We start from the raw sequence: 15,839 nt of genomic DNA, 5'->3' as shown, positions 1-15,839 counted from the left end.
TGCGTCCCGTCGCCGTCAACGGTGCAGGTGACGATGACGATTACGTTTCGGGCAAGAGACACCTCAGTGCGACCGGAGCTATTGACGCATGAGCGGACATGGGGCTGTTATTACGCCCACGATGTTCGGTCGAGTTGGTTTCTGAGCGGTTTCGAACTTTTCGGTGATCAACTCATCCCCTTGGCCGAACCCTGGTATGCATCAGGAGCCGCCATGCGCCTCTCGCCCTCCGGTCTCTCCGTCCCGGGTCCCAGCCGCCGTTCCCTGCTGCGCGGAGCGGGCGGTGCCGCCCTGCTCGCAGGCGCCGGCATACCCCTGCTGTCCGCCTGCGGAGGCAGCGGTTCCGGATCCGACCCGAAGGCCGTCTCCCTGGGCTCGAACGCCTCCGACGCGGTGCCCAAGAAGGCCTACGAGAGCGTCTACGCGGCCTTCAAGAAGCAGTCCGGCATCAGCGTCGATGTCAACACCAAGGACCACAACACCTTCCAGGAGCAGATCAACTCGTATCTGCAGGGCACGCCGGACGACGTGTTCAACTGGTTCGCCGGGTACCGCATGCAGTTCTTCGCGGCCAAGGGCCTCGCCAGCCCGATCGACGACGTGTGGGCGAAGATCGGGGACAACTTCCCGGAGGCGATGAAGAAGCTCAGCAAGGGCGCGGACGGCAAGTACTACTTCGTGCCGCTGACCACCTACCCGTGGGCGGTCTTCTACCGCAAGAGCGTCTTCCAGCAGCACGGTTACAAGGTCCCGGCCACCTGGGACGACCTGGTCGCCCTGTGCAAGCAGATGAAGAAGGACGGCCTGGTCCCGATCGCCTTCGGCGACAAGGACGCCTGGCCGGCGATGGGCACCTTCGACCAGATCAACTTCCGCCTGAACGGCTACGACTTCCACGTCCAGCTGATGGCCGGCAAGGCGTCCTGGACCGACGCCAAGGTGAAGGACGTCTTCGACCACTGGGCCGAGCTCCTCCCCTACCACCAGGACGGCTTCATGGGCCGCACCTGGCAGGACGCCGCGCAGACGCTGGTGGCCAAGAAGGCCGGCATGTACCTCCTCGGCTCCTTCGTGGCCCAGCAGTTCACCGACAAGGCCGACCTGGACGACCTCGACTTCTTCGCCTTCCCGGAGATCAACTCCGCGTACGGCCAGGACACCGTCGAGGCGCCGACCGACGGCTTCATGGTGAGCAAGTCCCCGAAGAACCACGCGGGTGTCGTCAAGCTGCTGGAGTACCTGGGCGGCCCGGCGGCCGAGGAGCTGTACCTGAAGACCGACCCGAGCGTGGTCGCCGCCTCCAGCAAGGCCGGCACCTCCTCCTACTCGGCGCTCCAGAAGAAGGCGTTCGAGATGATCGGCAGCGCCAAGAGCCTGACCCAGTTCATGGACCGCGACAGCCGCCCCGACTTCACCTCCACGGTGATGCAGCCCGGCCTGCAGAAGTTCCTCCAGAACCCCAAGGGCGTGGACGGTCTGCTGTCGTCCATCGAGCGCCAGAAGAAGACCATCTTCGCGTCCTCGTGAGCGGCCCGATGAGCACCGACACGACGACGAAGACCCCGGAGCCGGCGGCCGTGCCGGCTCCCGGGGCCGCGCCCGCGAAGAAGCGGGTCTCGCAGGGCCACCGGCGCCTGCTGACCCGCCGTGACCGGTTCACGCTCGCCCTCATGGCGGGCGTGCCGACCGTCCTGCACGTGATCCTCGTCTGGTTCACGGCCCTCGCCTCGATCCTCCTCGCCTTCACCACCTGGGACGGCATCGGGTTCGACTCCATCAAGTGGGTCGGCCTGGACAACTTCCGGCAGCTGTTCACCGACAACCCGCAGTTCTGGCCCGCCGTCCAGCACAACGTCATCTGGTTCGTCGTACTGATCCTGATCCCCACGCCGTTCGGCCTGTTCCTCGCCGTCCAGCTCGACAAGCGGATCCGGTTCAGCCGCGTCTACCAGACCGCGTACTTCCTGCCCGTCGTCATCTCGATGGCGTGCATCGGCTTCGTCTGGCAGCTGGTCTACAACCCGGACACGGGCCTGATCAACAGCATCATCGGCGCCAACAAGCCCGGCCACTACATCGACTGGATCGGCGACCCGGACCTCAACCTGTGGGCCGTGCTGATCGCCGCGTCCTGGCGGCACGCCGGCTACATGATGATCCTCTACCTGGCCGGCCTGAAGAGCGTCGACCCGTCGCTCAGGGAGGCGTCCGCGCTGGACGGCGCCAACGAGTGGCAGACGTTCAAGAACGTCATCTTCCCGACCCTGCGCCCGACCAACACGGTCGTCCTCGTGGTCACCATCATCGAGGCACTGCGCGCCTTCGACCTGGTCTTCGTCTTCAACAAGGGCGCCCAGGGCACGGAGTTGCTGTCGATCCTGGTCACCAACAACATCATCGGCGAGTCCAGCCGCATCGGATACGGCTCCGCCATCGCCGTCGTCCTGCTGGTGATCTCCCTCGCCGTCATCATCCCGTACCTGATCGCCACCTTCCGGAAGGAGCGGCGCGCATGAGCACCGTGAGCGCCCTGGGAAAGCGGCGTACCCCCGTCCGGCCGGCCCGCGTCCTGCTGCACGTCTTCCTCGCGGGCACCGCCCTCGCCTGGCTGGCGCCCCTGCTGTGGGCGGTCTTCTCGGCCCTGCGCCCGTACAGCGAGACCAGCGCCAAGGGGTACGTGTCCTGGCCGGACACGCTGAACTTCGACAACTTCACACACGCGTTCCAGCAGTCGGACATGCTGCACTACTTCGGCAACACGCTGATCATCGCGGTGCCGGCCGTCCTGCTGACGCTGTTCCTGTCGTCGATGGTCGCCTTCTACGTCAGCCGCTTCGACTTCCGGGTCAACCTGGCGCTGCTGCTGGTCTTCACGGCGGGCAACCTGCTGCCGCAGCAGGTCATCATCACCCCGCTGTACCGGCTGTACCTGCTCACCGACCTGCCGGGCATCACCGCGAGCGGCAAGCTGTACGACTCCGCGCTGGGCCTCGTCCTGATCCACGTGGCGTTCCAGTCCGGCTTCTGCGCGTTCGTGCTGAGCAACTACATGCGCTCGCTGCCGCACGAGCTGACCGAGGCCGCGCTGGTCGACGGCGCCTCGGTGTGGCGGCTGTACTGGCAGATCACGCTGCCGCTGTGCAAGCCGGCGATGGCGGCCCTGGCGACCCTGCTGTCCATCTGGATCTACAACGACTTCTTCTGGGCCCTCGTGCTGATCTCCACCGGCGAGAACATGCCGATCACCTCGGCGCTGAACAACCTCTCCGGGCAGTACTTCACCGACCCCAACCTGGTCGCCGCCGGCGCCCTGCTGACCGCGATCCCCACCCTGGTCGTGTACTTCGTGCTCCAGCGCCAGTTCGTCAGCGGCCTGACCCTGGGCTCCAACAAGGGCTGACGGGCCCGCACCCGAAAGAGAACACCGTGAAGCGCACCCTGTCCGTCCCCGGCATCGCCTACGGCGGCGACTACAACCCCGAGCAGTGGCCCGAGGAGGTGTGGGCCGAGGACATGCGCCTGATGCGCGAGGCCGGGGTGAACCTGGTCAGCGTCGGCATCTTCTCGTGGGCGCTGCTGGAGCCGTCCGAGGGCGTGTACGACTTCTCGCGCCTGGACAAGATCCTGGACCTGCTGCACGAGAACGGCATCGCCGCCGACCTGGCCACGCCCACGGCGGCGCCGCCGGCCTGGTTCTTCCGGGCCCACCCGGAGGCCCTGCCGGCCGACCGGGACGGCCGTACCCTCTCCTACGGCAGCCGCCAGACGTTCTGCCCGTCCAGCCCCGCCTACCGGCAGGCCGCGCTGCGCATCGCGGGCGCGCTCGCCGGGCGGTACGCGGACCACCCGGCCGTCCGCATGTGGCACGTGCACAACGAGTACGGCTGCCACAACGCGGCCTGCTACTGCGACACCAGCGCGGCGGCCTTCCGGCGCTGGCTGCGCGAGCGCTACGGCGACGACCTGGCGGCCCTCAACCACGCCTGGGGCACCGCGTTCTGGTCCCAGTGGTACTACGACTGGGAGGAGGTCCTGCCGCCGCGCGCCACCGGCGCCGTCTCCAACCCGACGCACCGGCTGGACTGGCGGAGGTTCTGCTCCGACGAGCTGCTGTCGCTGTACACGGCGGAACGGGACGTGCTCCGGGCGGCGGCGCCCACGGTCCCGGCCACCACCAACTTCATGGTCAACTTCAGCTTCGACGCCCTGGACTACTGGCGCTGGGCGCCCGAGCTGGACCTCGTCTCCAACGACCACTACCTGCGGTCCACGGATCCCGAGCCGCAGATCGACATCGCGCTCAGCGGCGACCTGACGCGCTCGCTCGCGGACGGCCCGTGGCTGCTGATGGAGCACTCGACCGGCGCGGTGAACTGGCAGACCGTCAACCGGGCCAAGGCTCCCGGCCAGTTGCGCCGGGACGCGCTCGCCCACGTGGCGCGCGGCGCGGACGGCATCGCCTACTTCCAGTGGCGCCAGTCGAAGGCGGGTGCCGAGCAGTGGCACTCGGCGATGGTGCCGCACGCCGGGACGGACAGCCAGATCTGGCGGGACGTGGTCCGGCTCGGCGCCGACCTGAAGGCGCTGGCCGAGGTGCGCGGCAGCACCGGCACCGCCGAGGCCGCGATCGTGTGGGACTGGGACGCCCGCTGGGCCCTGGAACTCCCCTCCCAGCCGAGCGGCGCGCTGTGCTACCTGGACCTGGTGCGGGCCTGGTACGAGCCGCTGTGGCGGTCGGGCGTGGCCGTGGACTTCGTCCGGCCGGACGCGGACCTGACCGGCTACCGGCTGGTGCTGGCACCGAACCTGTACCTGGTCGACGCGGCGGGCGCGGCGAACCTCACCGCGTACGCCGTCGGCGGCGGCACCCTGGCGGTCGGCTTCCACAGCGGTGCGGTCGACGAGAACTGCCATGCCCGGCTGGGTGGTTACCCCGGGGCGTTCCGGGAGGTGCTGGGCGTCCGCTCCGACGAGCCGTTCCCGCTGCTGCCCGGGGAACCGGTCGCGCTGACCGGTGCCGTGCCGGACGGGGCGACGGGCTCGCTGTGGTCGGAGCGGCTGCGGCTGGCGGGTGCCGAGGCGGTCGCCTCGTACGCCGACGGGCCCCTGGCGGGGGTCCCGGCGGTGACCCGGCGGGCGCACGGCACCGGGTCCGCCTGGTACCTGGCCACCCTGCCGGACCCGGCCGCCCTGGCCGCACTGCTGGACCGCGTCCGCGAGGAGGCGGGCGTGACTCCGGTGCGGACCGCCCCGCCCGGGGTGGAGGTGGCCCGCCGGCGCGGCCCGGAGGCGGACTACCTGTTCGTCATCGACCACACCGGGCAGGGCGCCGAAGTACCGGTGGCGGAGGGCTCGTTCGAGCTGCTGACCGGCAAGGAGACGTCCGGCACGGTCACCGTCGCGCCCGGTGACGTGGCCGTCGTGCGCGAGCCGCGCGACCGGTGAGCCGCGCCTGACGTCCGGGAGGCCGCGCGGCGCGGCGGGCCGCGTCCAGCCGGGGGCACACCGGGACGACCGGGGGCCAGGGGCCGGGTGACCGAACTGTCCCTGCCGCCGGGCGCCTGGCGGGTCACGGCCGAGGGCGGCGCGGGCGTCGTACGCCGGACGGCCGGCCGGGCCCTGGTGTCCGCCGTCCCGGGCGGTCTGGTGACCGTCACCGTGGAGCGGGACTGACGCGCCGCCGGCCCGTTCCCCGGCGTTCCGGGGAGCGGGACGGCGGCGCGGGGCGCGTCAGACGGCGGGGTGCGCGGGCTCCTGCTCGAAGAGCGCGTGGAACCGGCGGGTGTGGTCCACCTGGCGCGCGGGGCCGGTCAGGGTGACCTTCGCCGTCAGCCGGGCGTCGCCGCTGGACGCGGCCAGCCGCAGTTCCAGCTCGCCGGGTTCGACCACCCGGTGCCCGTCGCGGCCGGTGAAGGAGGCCAGGTCGGCCGGCACGGTGACCCGCAGCCGGCGGGCCTCGCCCGGGGCGAGCGGGACGCGGGCGTAGCCGACGAGGCGCTGCACCGGCTGGACGACGGAGGCGACCGGGTCGTGCAGGTAGAGCTGGACGACCTCGGCGCCTTCCCGCTCGCCGGTGTTGCGCACGGTCAGGGCGAGGAGGAACGCGCCGCCCGTGTCCGCCTCCGGCCGCTCCACCGTCAGCTCGCCCCACTCGAAGGACGTGTAGGACAGGCCGTGTCCGAACGCGAAGGCCGCCGTGGGGTCGATGTTGGACACGTCGCTGGCCTGGGCGAGCCGGGCGCCGAGGTAGCCGGCGGGCTGGCTGCCGGTACCGCGGGGCACGCTGACGGGCAGCCGTCCGGACGGGTTGGTCCGGCCGCTGAGCACGCCGGCGATGGCCGTGGTGCCCTCCACCCCGGGGAAGAAGGACTGCACGATCGCGGCGGCCTCGTCCACGGCACGGCCGAGGGCGTAGGGCCGGCCGGCCAGCAGGACCGTCACCACGGGTGTGCCGGTGTCGAGCAGGGCGTCGAGCAGGGGCTGCTGGGCGCCGGGCAGGGCCAGGGACTCGGCGTCGCAGCCCTCGCCGCTGGTGCCCCGGCCGAAGAGGCCCGCGCGGTCGCCGAGCGCCGCGACGACGACGTCGGCCCGGCGCGCGGTGTCGACGGCCTCGGCGATGCCGAGGACGTCACCGTCGTCCACGCCGGTGCCGCGTACGACGGTGAACTCGGCGTCGGGGAACTCGCGCCGCAGGGCGTCCTCCAGGGTCGGCAGGTCGATGCCGGGCGGGGTCCCGGGGTGGTGCACCCCGACGTGCTGGGGGAAGGAGTAGCAGCCCAGTACGGCCGTGGCCTCGGTCGCGTTGGGCCCGATCAGGGCGATGCGGTGCGGCCGGCCGAGGGGCAGGGTGCCGTCGTTGCGCAGCAGGACGACCGCTTCCTCGGCGACCGTGCGGGCCAGTTCCCGGTTCTCGGCGCTGTCCAGGTCGACGGTGCCGCGCAGGGCGTCGGGGTCGTCCAGGTCCGCTCCGCCGAGGGCGGCCGGGACCGGGTCCCAGTCCGCGTCGAGCAGGCCGAGCCGGGCCTTCTGGAGGAGGACCCGGCGCAGCGCGCGGTCGATCAGCGCCTCCGGCACCCGGCCGGCGGCGACGGCCTCGGCGAGGGGCGCGCCGTACGTCTTGACGGTGGGCAGTTCCACGTCGACGCCCGCGCGCAGGGCCGTGCCCGCCGCGTCCGCCCAGTCACCGGCGACGCCGTGCAGGGTGCTGAGGAAGGCGATGCCGAAGTAGTCGGCGACGACCGTGCCCTCGAAGCCCCAGGTGTCCCGGAGCAGCCCGGTGAGCAGGTCCTCGTCGGCGGCCGAGGGCATGCCGTCGGTGTCGGTGTAGGCGTGCATGACGGAGTCGGCGGCGCCTTCGCGCACCGCCATCTCGAAGGGGGGCAGCAGGACGTCCGCCCGTTCGCGCGGGCCCATGCCGACGGGGGCGAGGTTGCGCCCGGCGCGGGAGGCGGAGTAGCCGGCGAAGTGCTTCAGGGTGGCGACGACACCGGCGGACTGCAGGCCCTGGACGTAGGCGGTGCCGATGCTGCCGACGAGGTAGGGGTCCTCTCCGATGGTCTCCTCGACGCGGCCCCAGCGGGCGTCCCGCACCACGTCGAGGACGGGCGCGAGGCCCTGGTGGACGCCGACGGACCGCATGTCGCGGCCGATGGCCGCGGCCATCCGGCGGATGAGGGCGGGGTCGAAGGTGGCGCCCCAGGACAGCGGGACGGGGTAGGCGGTGGCGCCCCAGGTGGCGAACCCGGCCAGGCACTCCTCGTGGGCCAGGGCGGGGATGCCGAAGCGGTTCGCGGCGGCGATCCGGGTCTGGGTGCGCAGCAGGGAGAGCGCGCCGAGCGCGGGGTCGACGGGCGCCGTGCCGAAGGGGCGGGTCAGCTGGCCGAGCCCGGCCGGCAGGAGCGCGTCGAGGTCGACGGCCTCCTCCATGTCGTGCTGGTGCGGGGCGACTTCGCCGCCCTCGTCGGACGCGCCGACCCACACGCCGTACAGCTGGGCGATCTTCTCCTCGAGGGTCATCGCGGCGATCAGCGCGGACACGCGGGTGCCGATGTCCTGGGTCGGGTCGTTCCAGAGGGGGATCTCGGGGGTGGTCTCTACGGCCACGTTGGTGGTCACTTTCCTCCCATGCCCATCAGGCCCTGGACGAGGGCGCGGCGGGCGAACAGGTAGACGAGCAGGACGGGCACCATGGAGAGCGTCACGGCTCCCAGCAGGCCGGGGATGTCGATCCCGTGCTCGGTCTGGAAGTTGTACAGACCCAGGGTGATGACCTTGGTCGAGTCGGACTGGGTCAGGACGAGCGGGAACAGGAAGCCGTTCCAGGCCTGGAGCGCGGAGAACACCACGATCGTGGACAGTCCGCCGCGCGAGAGCGGCACGACGAGCTGGAAGAACATCCGCCGCGGGGTCGCTCCGTCCACCGTCATGGCCTCGAACAGCTCCGGGGAGATGTCCCGCATGGAGCCGCTGAGGATCAGCGCGGACATCGGCAGGCAGAACGCGGCCGTGGGCAGGATGACGCCGAGGAGGTTGTCGTACAGACCCGCCTCGCTGATCAGATAGAACATCGGCACGATGACGGCCTGGGCGGGGATGGCGAGGCCCAGCAGGAACAGCCGGAAGATCTGCGAGGTGACACGGCTGCGGCTGCGTACGATCGCGTAGGCCAGGGGCGGTACGAGCAGCAGCACCACGGCGACGACGCAGACGGTGACGATGATGGTGTTGAGGAAGTACTGCCCGAAGCCCGAGTCGAACGCCCCGGTGTAGTTGTCGAGGGTGAAGTCGCCGGGGAAGGACAGCGGGCCCTTGCTCGCGTAGTCCTGCCGGGTGCGCAGGGTCGCGGCGAGCATCACGTACAGCGGCAGTCCCACCAGGACGAGCCAGGCGATCGAGCCGGCTCCGGCCAGGTAGTTGGGGCGGCGCCTCATGACACCCCCTCCATGTCGCTGCGCATCTTGTCGTAGCCGGAGACGCGGACGACGATCAGTGAGACCACCGTGGCGGCGACGACCAGGCACAGGGCGATGGCCGAGCCGGCGCCGAAGTCGAAGCCCTTGAAGGCCTTCTGGTACATGTAGTAGGCGCTGATCGTGGTGTCGGTGCCCGGTCCGCCCTGGGTCAGGATGAGCACGGTCTCGAACGTGGTGAGCCCGCCGACGATCATCAGGATCATCGAGGTGACGATCGAGTTGCGCAGCTGCGGCAGGGTGATGTGGAAGAACTGGCGGTAGCGTCCCGCGCCGTCGATCTCCGCCGCCTGGTACAGCACCGGCGGGATCGCCCGGGCGGCGCCCTGGTAGATCAGCGTGTGGAACGGGGTGAACTGCCAGGTGCTGACGAAGGCCAGCACCCCGATGGCCGAGGCCTGCTCACCGAACAGGTTGCCGTCCCCGAACAGCCAGGTCATGCGCGCCGGGATGCCGAAGTTCGGGTCGAGCAGGGCCCGCCAGAGCACCGACACCGCGGTGGAGGACAGCAGCAGCGGGATGAAGTAGATCGCGGAGAGGACGGCGCGGTTGCGCTGGTGTCCCGCGGCCCAGACGCCGAGCACGATGCTCAGCGGGGTCTGGATGACCACGCCCAGGGCGGTGAGCAGCAGGGTCAGCCAGATGCTCTTGATCATGACGGGGTCGTCGAGGATGCGCTTCCAGTTGTCCGTGCCGACGAACTGCGGTGACCCCAGGCCGTTCCAGCTCATGAAGGACAGCACCGCCACCATGATCAGCGGTGCGAGGGCGAAGAGGGCGAAGAACAGGGTGGCGGGCAGTGCCCAGCCGAAGCCGGGGCGCGTGCCGCGTGCGGAGTAGGAGTCCTCCGGCCGCCGCCGGGCCTTCCGGGAAGGCACGGCGGAGGGCGGAGCGCTCGTGAGCTGTGTGGTCATGAGCGGTTCATTCGGTCGGAAGGGCCTGCATGGCCTTGACGAAGCCGTCCGCGTCGAGCTGTCCGTTGAAGAACTGCTGGACGGCCTGGTGGATCGGCGTCATGGCCGACGGCGGGAAGGCCTGGTCCCAGGAGAGCTGGAAGGACTTGGCCTTGGCGACCAGGTCGTACTGGAAGCGGGAGTACTCGGGGCTGGCGGAGGTGTCCAGGAACTTCTGGGTGTTGGTGGTGGTGGGCAGGTTGCCGATGGCCATCTGGGCCTTGACGAACTCGTCGGAGTACATGAGCTTCAGGAAGTCGGCGACCGCCTCGGGGTGCTTGGTCTTCTTCAGCACCGAGTAGAAGTTGTTGGTGTTGCCGACGACGTCGGTCGGGTCGCCCTTGCCGCCGGGGATCGTCGGGAACGTGCCGTAGCCGAGCCCCTTGGCGGCGAAGTCCTTCGCGTCCTGCTGCTGCTGCGCGTAGTACCAGGACCCCATCAGCTCGAAGCCGGCCTTGCCCTGGGCCACCAGCGCGGGCGAGGCGCCGTTGGTGTACTTCACCGAGTCGTAGTTCTTGCCGAAGGCGCCGGTGTCGACGAGTTCCTTGAGCATGCCGAGCGCCTTCTTGCTGTCCGCGCTCGCCCAGGCGTCCTTGTCGCCGCCGAGGGCCTTCTGGAACAGCTCCGGGCCGGCCACACGGTCGTAGACGTACTCGAACCACATCAGCGTCGGCCACTGGTCACCGCCGCCGAGGGCGATGGGGGTGACGCCCGCGGACTTGAGCTTCTTGACGGCGTCGACCAGCTCGTCCCAGGTCTGGGGCTGCTTCACGTGCGCCTTGTCGAGCACGTTCTTGTTGCTGAACAGCAGCACCGGCTGCGTGCCGCGCATGGGGATGCCGTACGGCTTGCCGTCGACGACCGCGCTGTTGTAGACGCTGGGCAGGAACTTGTCGTCGAGGTTCGGGTCCTTCTTGACGAAGTCGTCCAGCGGCATCAGCAACCCGGCCTTGACGAACGGCTGGATGCTGCCGCCGCCCCAGTTGAAGAAGACGTCCGGCGCCTGGGGCGTGTTGATGATCGTCTGCAGCTTCTGCTGGTAGTCGGCGCCGGGGATGGTGTCCAGGACGGCCTTGACCTTCGACGTCTTGTTGAACGTGTCGACGATCTGTTTCTCGACCTTGTTGCTGGCGTCCCCGTACACCAGCACATGGATCTTGCCGTCGTTCGAGGAACCCCCGCCGCTGCCGTTCCCGCAAGCGGCGAGACTCGCCGCCAGCGCGAGCGTCGCACCGCAGGCGAGCACCCGGGGCATCCGTGTACGCATGATCATCCGCCTTCCGAAAGTTTCGGCTCTGGACCCGAAAGTCATGCGCTGGACAGTAGGAGCGGAGGGAAGAAATGGTCAACGGTCGTGCACCTACGCGGCCAAACCGTTATCCGGCCGTGTGGCCTATGCTGCGGCCATGCCCGAAGAAGCCCAGGTCGGTCGGAGAGTCACCCTGGCAGCCGTGGCGCGAGAAGCCGGCGTCTCGCTGCCGACAGTTTCGAAGGTCCTCAACGGTCGTTCGGATGTCTCGCCGGCGACCCGCGCCAAGGTCGAACGTCTGCTGGAGACCCACGGCTACCGCCGGCGCACCCCCGGACAGCCGCAGGCCCCGCTCATCGAGATCGTCTTCCACGAGCTGGAGAGCGTCTGGGCGATGGAACTCATCCGGGGGGTCGAGAACGTCGCCAAGCAGAACGACGCGACCGTGGCGCTCACCGAGAGCGGGACCCGGCAGGCTCCCGGACCCGAGTGGATCGGGGGCGTCCTGCGCCGCCGGCCCCTCGGGGTGCTGCTGGTCTTCTCCACGGTGCCGGAGGACGTGAAGCGCCAACTGCGGTCCCGGGCCATTCCGTTCGTCATCGTGGACCCGGCGGGCGATCCCGACCCCGACGTCCCGTCCGTGGGCTCGGCCAACTGGGCCGGCGGAGTCGCCGCCACCCGCCATCTCACCGACCAGGGGCACGAACGCGTCGCCATCATCACCGGTCCCGAGGACCTGATGTGCTCACTGGCCCGGCTGGACGGATACCGCTCGGCGATGGCGATGGCCGGTCACGAACCGGACCCCGGGCTGGTTCGGTTCGGCGACTTCCACGTCCAGGGCGGCTTCGAGCACGCCATGGACCTGCTGCGGCGGCCCGACCGCCCCACGGCGATCTTCGCCGGCAGCGACCTCCAGGCGCTGGGCGTCCTGGAGGCGGCCCGGGTCCTCGGCCTGAGCGTGCCCGGGGACCTGTCGGTGGTCGGCTACGACGACGTGCCGCCGGCCCGCTGGTCGAGCCCGCCGCTGACCACCGTGCAACAGCCGCTCCAGCGCATGGCCGAGGAGGCGGCCCGGATGCTGCTGCGGCCGAAGGACACCAAGAAGGCGGCCCTGCGCATCGAACTGGCCACGCACCTGGTGGTACGGCAGAGCACGGCACCGCCCGCGAGGAGCTGAGGGGCCGGACGCGGCGGGGCGCCGGCCCCGCCCCGGCCCACGGAAGCCCCGGCACCCGGGCACGGCTCACCCCGGTACCGGCGCCTCGACCGCCGTACCGGGTCGCGGACGTGCGGACCGGCCGGCCGTCAGTGGCCGGCCGGTCCGCGGGGCGGTGAGGCGCGCGCTACTCGGCGCCCCCGGCCCGCGCCCGCCCCGCCAGTCGTGACTGGAGCGCGCGGTACGCCGGCTTCGGGCGGTACTCCTCGTCGTACAGGTTCGCGGCGCCCTCGCCGGGGAACGTGCCGGGGACCCAGGAGTACGCGTCGGTGAAGCCCCAGACGGTGAACGAGACGCAGTGGCGGGCGCGCAGGCAGGCGTCGAGCAGGAGGCGGTAGCCCTCGGCCTGCGTGGCGAGCTTGTCCGGGTCCGCCGGCAGGGGCATGCGCACGTCCGCCTCGGTCACGGCGGTGGCCAGTCCGAGCTTGTCGAAGCGGGCGAAGTTGGCCGCCATGCCGGTGGGCAGGCCGTACTGGATGCCGAGGTGTCCCTGGAAGCCGACCCCGTCGACGGGAACGCCCTCCGCGCGCAGGCGGCTGAGCAGAGCGTAGACGGCGTCGCTCTTCGGGCCCGTCCACTCGGTGTTGTAGTCGTTGTAGAACAGCAGGGCGTGCGGGTCGGCCTGGTGCGCCCAGCGGAAGGCGTCGGCGATGTAGCCGGGGCCGAGCTCGCGCAGCCAGATGGTGTCACGCAGGGTGCCGTCCTCGTTGAACGCCTCGTTCACCACGTCCCACTGCCACACCTTGCCCCGGAAGTGCCGGACGGTGTCGGTGATGTGGCGGTGCAGGATCTCGCGCAGCCGGTCGGGGCCGAAGTCGCCGGAGGTGAGCCAGGACGGCAACTGGTTGTGCCAGACCAGGACATGGCCGCGCACCTGCTGGCCGTGCCTGCGCGCGAAGTCGACCAGGCGGTCGGCGGCCGCGTAGTCGTACTCCCCTTGGCGGGGCTCGATCGCCTCCCACTTCATCACGTTCTCCGGGGTGACGGTGGAGAACTCCGAGCCCGCGAGCCGGCGGTAGGCGGCGTCGTCGGTGAGCGCGGACATGTCGACGGCGGTGCCGACCCGCAGGTGGTCGTCGGCGGCGAGCTGCCGCAGCGGCCGGTCCGGCACCGCGGCGCCCCCGGAGGCGCTCGCGGGGCTCGCGGCGGCGAGGGGGAGCAGGGCCAGGCAGCAGGCCGAGGCGGCGGCCGCGAGGGAGCGGGACAGGTTCACGGGCGACTCCTGCGAATCGAAAGTTTCGGATTACCTGACGAGCGTTGCGTCACGCTAAACAGCCGTCAATTCCGCGTCAACCGTCGTGCGGAGAGTCATTCGCGCACCTCTGCCGCCCTCTGTCGAAACTTTCGGCTATACAGCCCGCAGTTAGCCGTCAAGTTTCGATGATGTTTCGGAAACAGACGCATTGACCGCCCTTTCGCATCCGCCCCATACTCTCCAGCAATCGAGCCTCCCTTCCCCGGGGACGGCCCGGCCCGGCGTATGGCGCGGACATGACAACCCACCTCACCCAGGAGGAAGCATGGACATGGAGCACGCCCTCACCCGCCCGATGAGCCGGAGGGGTTTCCTCAACCGCGCCGGCGCGCTCGCGCTGGCCACGTCCGCGTCCGGGCTGCTGCTGCCCGGCACCGCCGACGCCGCCACGGTCATCACCACCAACCAGACCGGCACCAACAACGGCTTCTACTACTCCTTCTGGACCGACGGCGGCGGTTCGGTCTCGATGACCCTGAACTCCGGCGGCAACTACAGCACCTCGTGGACGAACTGCGGGAACTTCGTCGCCGGCAAGGGCTGGAGCAACGGCGGACGCAGGAACGTGCAGTACTCGGGCAGCTTCTACCCCTCCGGCAACGGCTACCTGTCGCTGTACGGATGGACCTCGAACCCGCTCGTCGAGTACTACATCGTCGACAGCTGGGGCAACTACCGGCCCACCGGGACGTACAAGGGCACGGTCACCAGCGACGGCGGCACGTACGACGTCTACCAGACGACGCGGTACAACGCCCCCTCCGTGGAAGGCACCAGGACCTTCAACCAGTACTGGAGCGTCCGGCAGTCCAAGAGGACCGGCGGCACCATCACCACCGGCAACCACTTCGACGCCTGGGCCCGCTACGGCATGCCGCTGGGCAGCTTCAACTACTACATGATCCTCGCCACCGAGGGGTACCAGAGCAGCGGCTCGTCCAACCTCACGGTGAGCGGCTGACCCTCCCTCCGTCCCGTCCACCCCCCCCCACGGCGGTCAGGCCGCCCATCCGAGGAGGACCCACCCGCATGCGTGCCGCACCCCGCCCCCTGCTGACCGGACTGGCCCTCGCGGCGACCGCCGTGGCCGGCACGGTCACCGCCGTCACCGACGCGGCCCCGGCGCACGCCGCCACCTGTTCCGGGTACGTCGGGCTCACCTTCGACGACGGCCCGTCCAACGACCACACCCCGGCCCTGCTCAACGCCCTGCGGCAGAACGGCCTGCGGGCCACGATGTTCAACGAGGGCCAGTTCGCGGCCGCCTACCCGGCCCAGGTCCGGGCCGAGGCGAACGCCGGGATGTGGATCGGCAACCACAGCTACACCCATCCCCATCTCACCCAGCAGAGCCAGGCGCAGATCGACTCCGAGATCTCCCGCACCCAGCAGGCCATCGCCGCGGCCGGGGGCGGGACACCGCAGCTGTTCCGCCCGCCGTACGGCGAGACCAACGCCACCGTGCAGGCGGTGGAGGCCAAGTACGGCCTGCGGCAGATCATCTGGGACGTCGACTCGCAGGACTGGAACGGCGCGAGCACCGACGCGATCGTGCAGGCGGTGTCCCGGCTGGCCAACGGCCAGATCATCCTCATGCACGAGTGGCCGGCCAACACCCTCGCGGCCATCCCGCGCATCGCGCAGACGCTGGCCGGCAAGGGCCTGTGCGCCGGCCGCATCTCCCCGCAGACCGGCCGCGCCGTGGCCCCCTGACCCCCGGGACGAACGGCTGAGGGGCGGCTCCGGACACCACCGGGGCCGCCCCCGACCCCTGTGCGCGGGCCGGTCAGGCCGGACCCGCGGCCATGCCCCCGCGCCCGGCGGGAACCCGCGGATCGCGGCCCGGCGGCCGGACGACATGCGCGTTACGCCGTTCGGGCGCATCCTGGGAGCGGCCCAACCAGGTGCCACAGACCGACCTCCGGGAGGTGCTGTGATCCTGATTGCCCTGCTCGTGCCCGTCCTCGTGATCGCGTTCCTCTTCATCACGCCGGCACTCGAAGAAGTCCTGTTCCCCCTTCCCGAGCTTCCCGAGACCGACGACGCCGCCGGTCCCCCGCCCCACACGGTCGCGCCCCTCCTCGTGCATCCGAGGCACGAGGAGGAACAGTGAACAGCTCCGCCGGCCCGGCACGGCTGCCGGGCCGGCGGCGTACCCCCGGCAGGCGCCCCGCCCCTCGGCGCCGACGGGTCC

At 70.6% G+C, this 15,839-nt stretch carries 13 protein-coding genes and 1 pseudogene; 9 read left to right on the top strand and 5 right to left on the bottom strand.

What is annotated here, in order from left to right:
• The first annotated feature begins 213 nt into the window (after positions 1-213).
• The 5 genes from ACZ5DC_RS04605 (at position 214) to ACZ5DC_RS04585 (ending at position 5,673) form a co-directional block, all read left to right on the top strand.
• Positions 214-1,527, top strand: coding sequence for an ABC transporter substrate-binding protein (locus ACZ5DC_RS04605; RefSeq protein ID WP_468649300.1), 1,314 nt, complete (start codon positions 214-216; stop codon positions 1,525-1,527).
• Between the two features lie 8 nt (positions 1,528-1,535).
• A complete protein-coding gene (locus ACZ5DC_RS04600; protein WP_468649298.1) occupies positions 1,536-2,516 on the top strand; it encodes a carbohydrate ABC transporter permease in 981 nt (326 codons plus the stop codon).
• Complete coding sequence (locus ACZ5DC_RS04595) at positions 2,513-3,400, top strand: carbohydrate ABC transporter permease (RefSeq protein WP_366749108.1); 888 nt, start codon at positions 2,513-2,515, stop codon at positions 3,398-3,400. Before ACZ5DC_RS04600 ends, ACZ5DC_RS04595 begins: the two co-directional genes overlap by 4 nt.
• Before the next feature lie 26 nt (positions 3,401-3,426).
• Complete coding sequence (locus tag ACZ5DC_RS04590; protein WP_468649296.1) at positions 3,427-5,445, top strand: beta-galactosidase; 2,019 nt, start codon at positions 3,427-3,429, stop codon at positions 5,443-5,445.
• Between the two features lie 87 nt (positions 5,446-5,532).
• Entirely contained in the window at positions 5,533-5,673 is a 141-nt protein-coding gene (locus tag ACZ5DC_RS04585; protein ID WP_468649294.1) for a hypothetical protein, read from the top strand.
• Positions 5,674-5,730: 57 nt separating this feature from the next.
• Here ACZ5DC_RS04585 and ACZ5DC_RS04580 read toward each other — a convergent pair whose 3' ends face one another.
• Genes ACZ5DC_RS04580 through ACZ5DC_RS04565 form a run of 4 tightly spaced genes read right to left on the bottom strand, consistent with a single transcriptional unit; the run spans position 5,731 to position 11,195 of the window.
• Complete coding sequence (locus tag ACZ5DC_RS04580; RefSeq protein ID WP_468649292.1) at positions 5,731-8,115, bottom strand: beta-xylosidase/alpha-l-arabinosidase; 2,385 nt, start codon at positions 8,113-8,115, stop codon at positions 5,731-5,733.
• Positions 8,112-8,930, bottom strand: coding sequence for a carbohydrate ABC transporter permease (locus ACZ5DC_RS04575; RefSeq protein ID WP_366749112.1), 819 nt, complete (start codon positions 8,928-8,930; stop codon positions 8,112-8,114). Before ACZ5DC_RS04575 ends, ACZ5DC_RS04580 begins: the two co-directional genes overlap by 4 nt.
• Positions 8,927-9,883, bottom strand: coding sequence for a carbohydrate ABC transporter permease (locus tag ACZ5DC_RS04570; RefSeq protein WP_366749113.1), 957 nt, complete (start codon positions 9,881-9,883; stop codon positions 8,927-8,929). Before ACZ5DC_RS04570 ends, ACZ5DC_RS04575 begins: the two co-directional genes overlap by 4 nt.
• Positions 9,884-9,890: 7 nt before the next feature.
• Positions 9,891-11,195, bottom strand: coding sequence for an ABC transporter substrate-binding protein (locus tag ACZ5DC_RS04565; RefSeq protein ID WP_468649290.1), 1,305 nt, complete (start codon positions 11,193-11,195; stop codon positions 9,891-9,893).
• A 133-nt stretch (positions 11,196-11,328) separates the two neighbouring features.
• Here ACZ5DC_RS04565 and ACZ5DC_RS04560 point away from each other — a divergent pair, with 133 nt between their 5' ends.
• A complete protein-coding gene (locus ACZ5DC_RS04560) occupies positions 11,329-12,351 on the top strand; it encodes a LacI family DNA-binding transcriptional regulator (protein WP_468649288.1) in 1,023 nt (340 codons plus the stop codon).
• 166 nt (positions 12,352-12,517) lie between these two features.
• On the opposite strand, the gene ACZ5DC_RS04555 is transcribed toward ACZ5DC_RS04560, so the two are convergent.
• Positions 12,518-13,603 (bottom strand): endo-1,4-beta-xylanase, encoded by a 1,086-nt coding sequence (locus tag ACZ5DC_RS04555; protein WP_468649286.1) that lies wholly within the window; start codon positions 13,601-13,603, stop codon positions 12,518-12,520.
• Positions 13,604-13,910: 307 nt separating this feature from the next.
• Between ACZ5DC_RS04555 and ACZ5DC_RS04550 the strand changes: the two genes are divergently transcribed.
• The 3 genes and pseudogenes from ACZ5DC_RS04550 to ACZ5DC_RS04540 all read left to right on the top strand — a co-directional run bounded on the left by ACZ5DC_RS04550 (position 13,911) and on the right by ACZ5DC_RS04540 (position 15,758).
• Positions 13,911-14,606 carry a glycoside hydrolase family 11 protein gene (locus ACZ5DC_RS04550; RefSeq protein WP_468649284.1) on the top strand — a complete coding sequence of 232 codons (696 nt, stop codon included), beginning with the start codon at positions 13,911-13,913 and terminating at the stop codon, positions 14,604-14,606.
• 68 nt (positions 14,607-14,674) lie between these two features.
• Positions 14,675-15,355: pseudogene (locus tag ACZ5DC_RS04545) on the top strand (polysaccharide deacetylase family protein); the annotation flags it as partial.
• Positions 15,356-15,578: 223 nt separating this feature from the next.
• Complete coding sequence (locus ACZ5DC_RS04540; protein ID WP_468649282.1) at positions 15,579-15,758, top strand: hypothetical protein; 180 nt, start codon at positions 15,579-15,581, stop codon at positions 15,756-15,758.
• The last annotated feature ends 81 nt before the right edge of the window (positions 15,759-15,839 follow it).

Source organism: Streptomyces sp. NPDC031445, assembly GCF_055581365.1.
The sequence above is the reverse complement of the archived record's forward strand: the minus strand, read 5'-3'. Positions and strand labels throughout refer to the sequence as shown.

Coding starts and splice junctions, on each gene's coding strand:
- ACZ5DC_RS04560 (WP_468649288.1), top strand. CDS start 11,329: ATGCCCGAAGAAGCCCAGGTCGGTCGGAGAGTCACCCTGGCAGCCGTG.
- ACZ5DC_RS04600 (WP_468649298.1), top strand. CDS start 1,536: ATGAGCACCGACACGACGACGAAGACCCCGGAGCCGGCGGCCGTGCCG.
- ACZ5DC_RS04550 (WP_468649284.1), top strand. CDS start 13,911: ATGGACATGGAGCACGCCCTCACCCGCCCGATGAGCCGGAGGGGTTTC.
- ACZ5DC_RS04575 (WP_366749112.1), bottom strand. CDS start 8,930: ATGAGGCGCCGCCCCAACTACCTGGCCGGAGCCGGCTCGATCGCCTGG.
- ACZ5DC_RS04565 (WP_468649290.1), bottom strand. CDS start 11,195: ATGATCATGCGTACACGGATGCCCCGGGTGCTCGCCTGCGGTGCGACG.
- ACZ5DC_RS04570 (WP_366749113.1), bottom strand. CDS start 9,883: ATGACCACACAGCTCACGAGCGCTCCGCCCTCCGCCGTGCCTTCCCGG.
- ACZ5DC_RS04605 (WP_468649300.1), top strand. CDS start 214: ATGCGCCTCTCGCCCTCCGGTCTCTCCGTCCCGGGTCCCAGCCGCCGT.
- ACZ5DC_RS04595 (WP_366749108.1), top strand. CDS start 2,513: ATGAGCACCGTGAGCGCCCTGGGAAAGCGGCGTACCCCCGTCCGGCCG.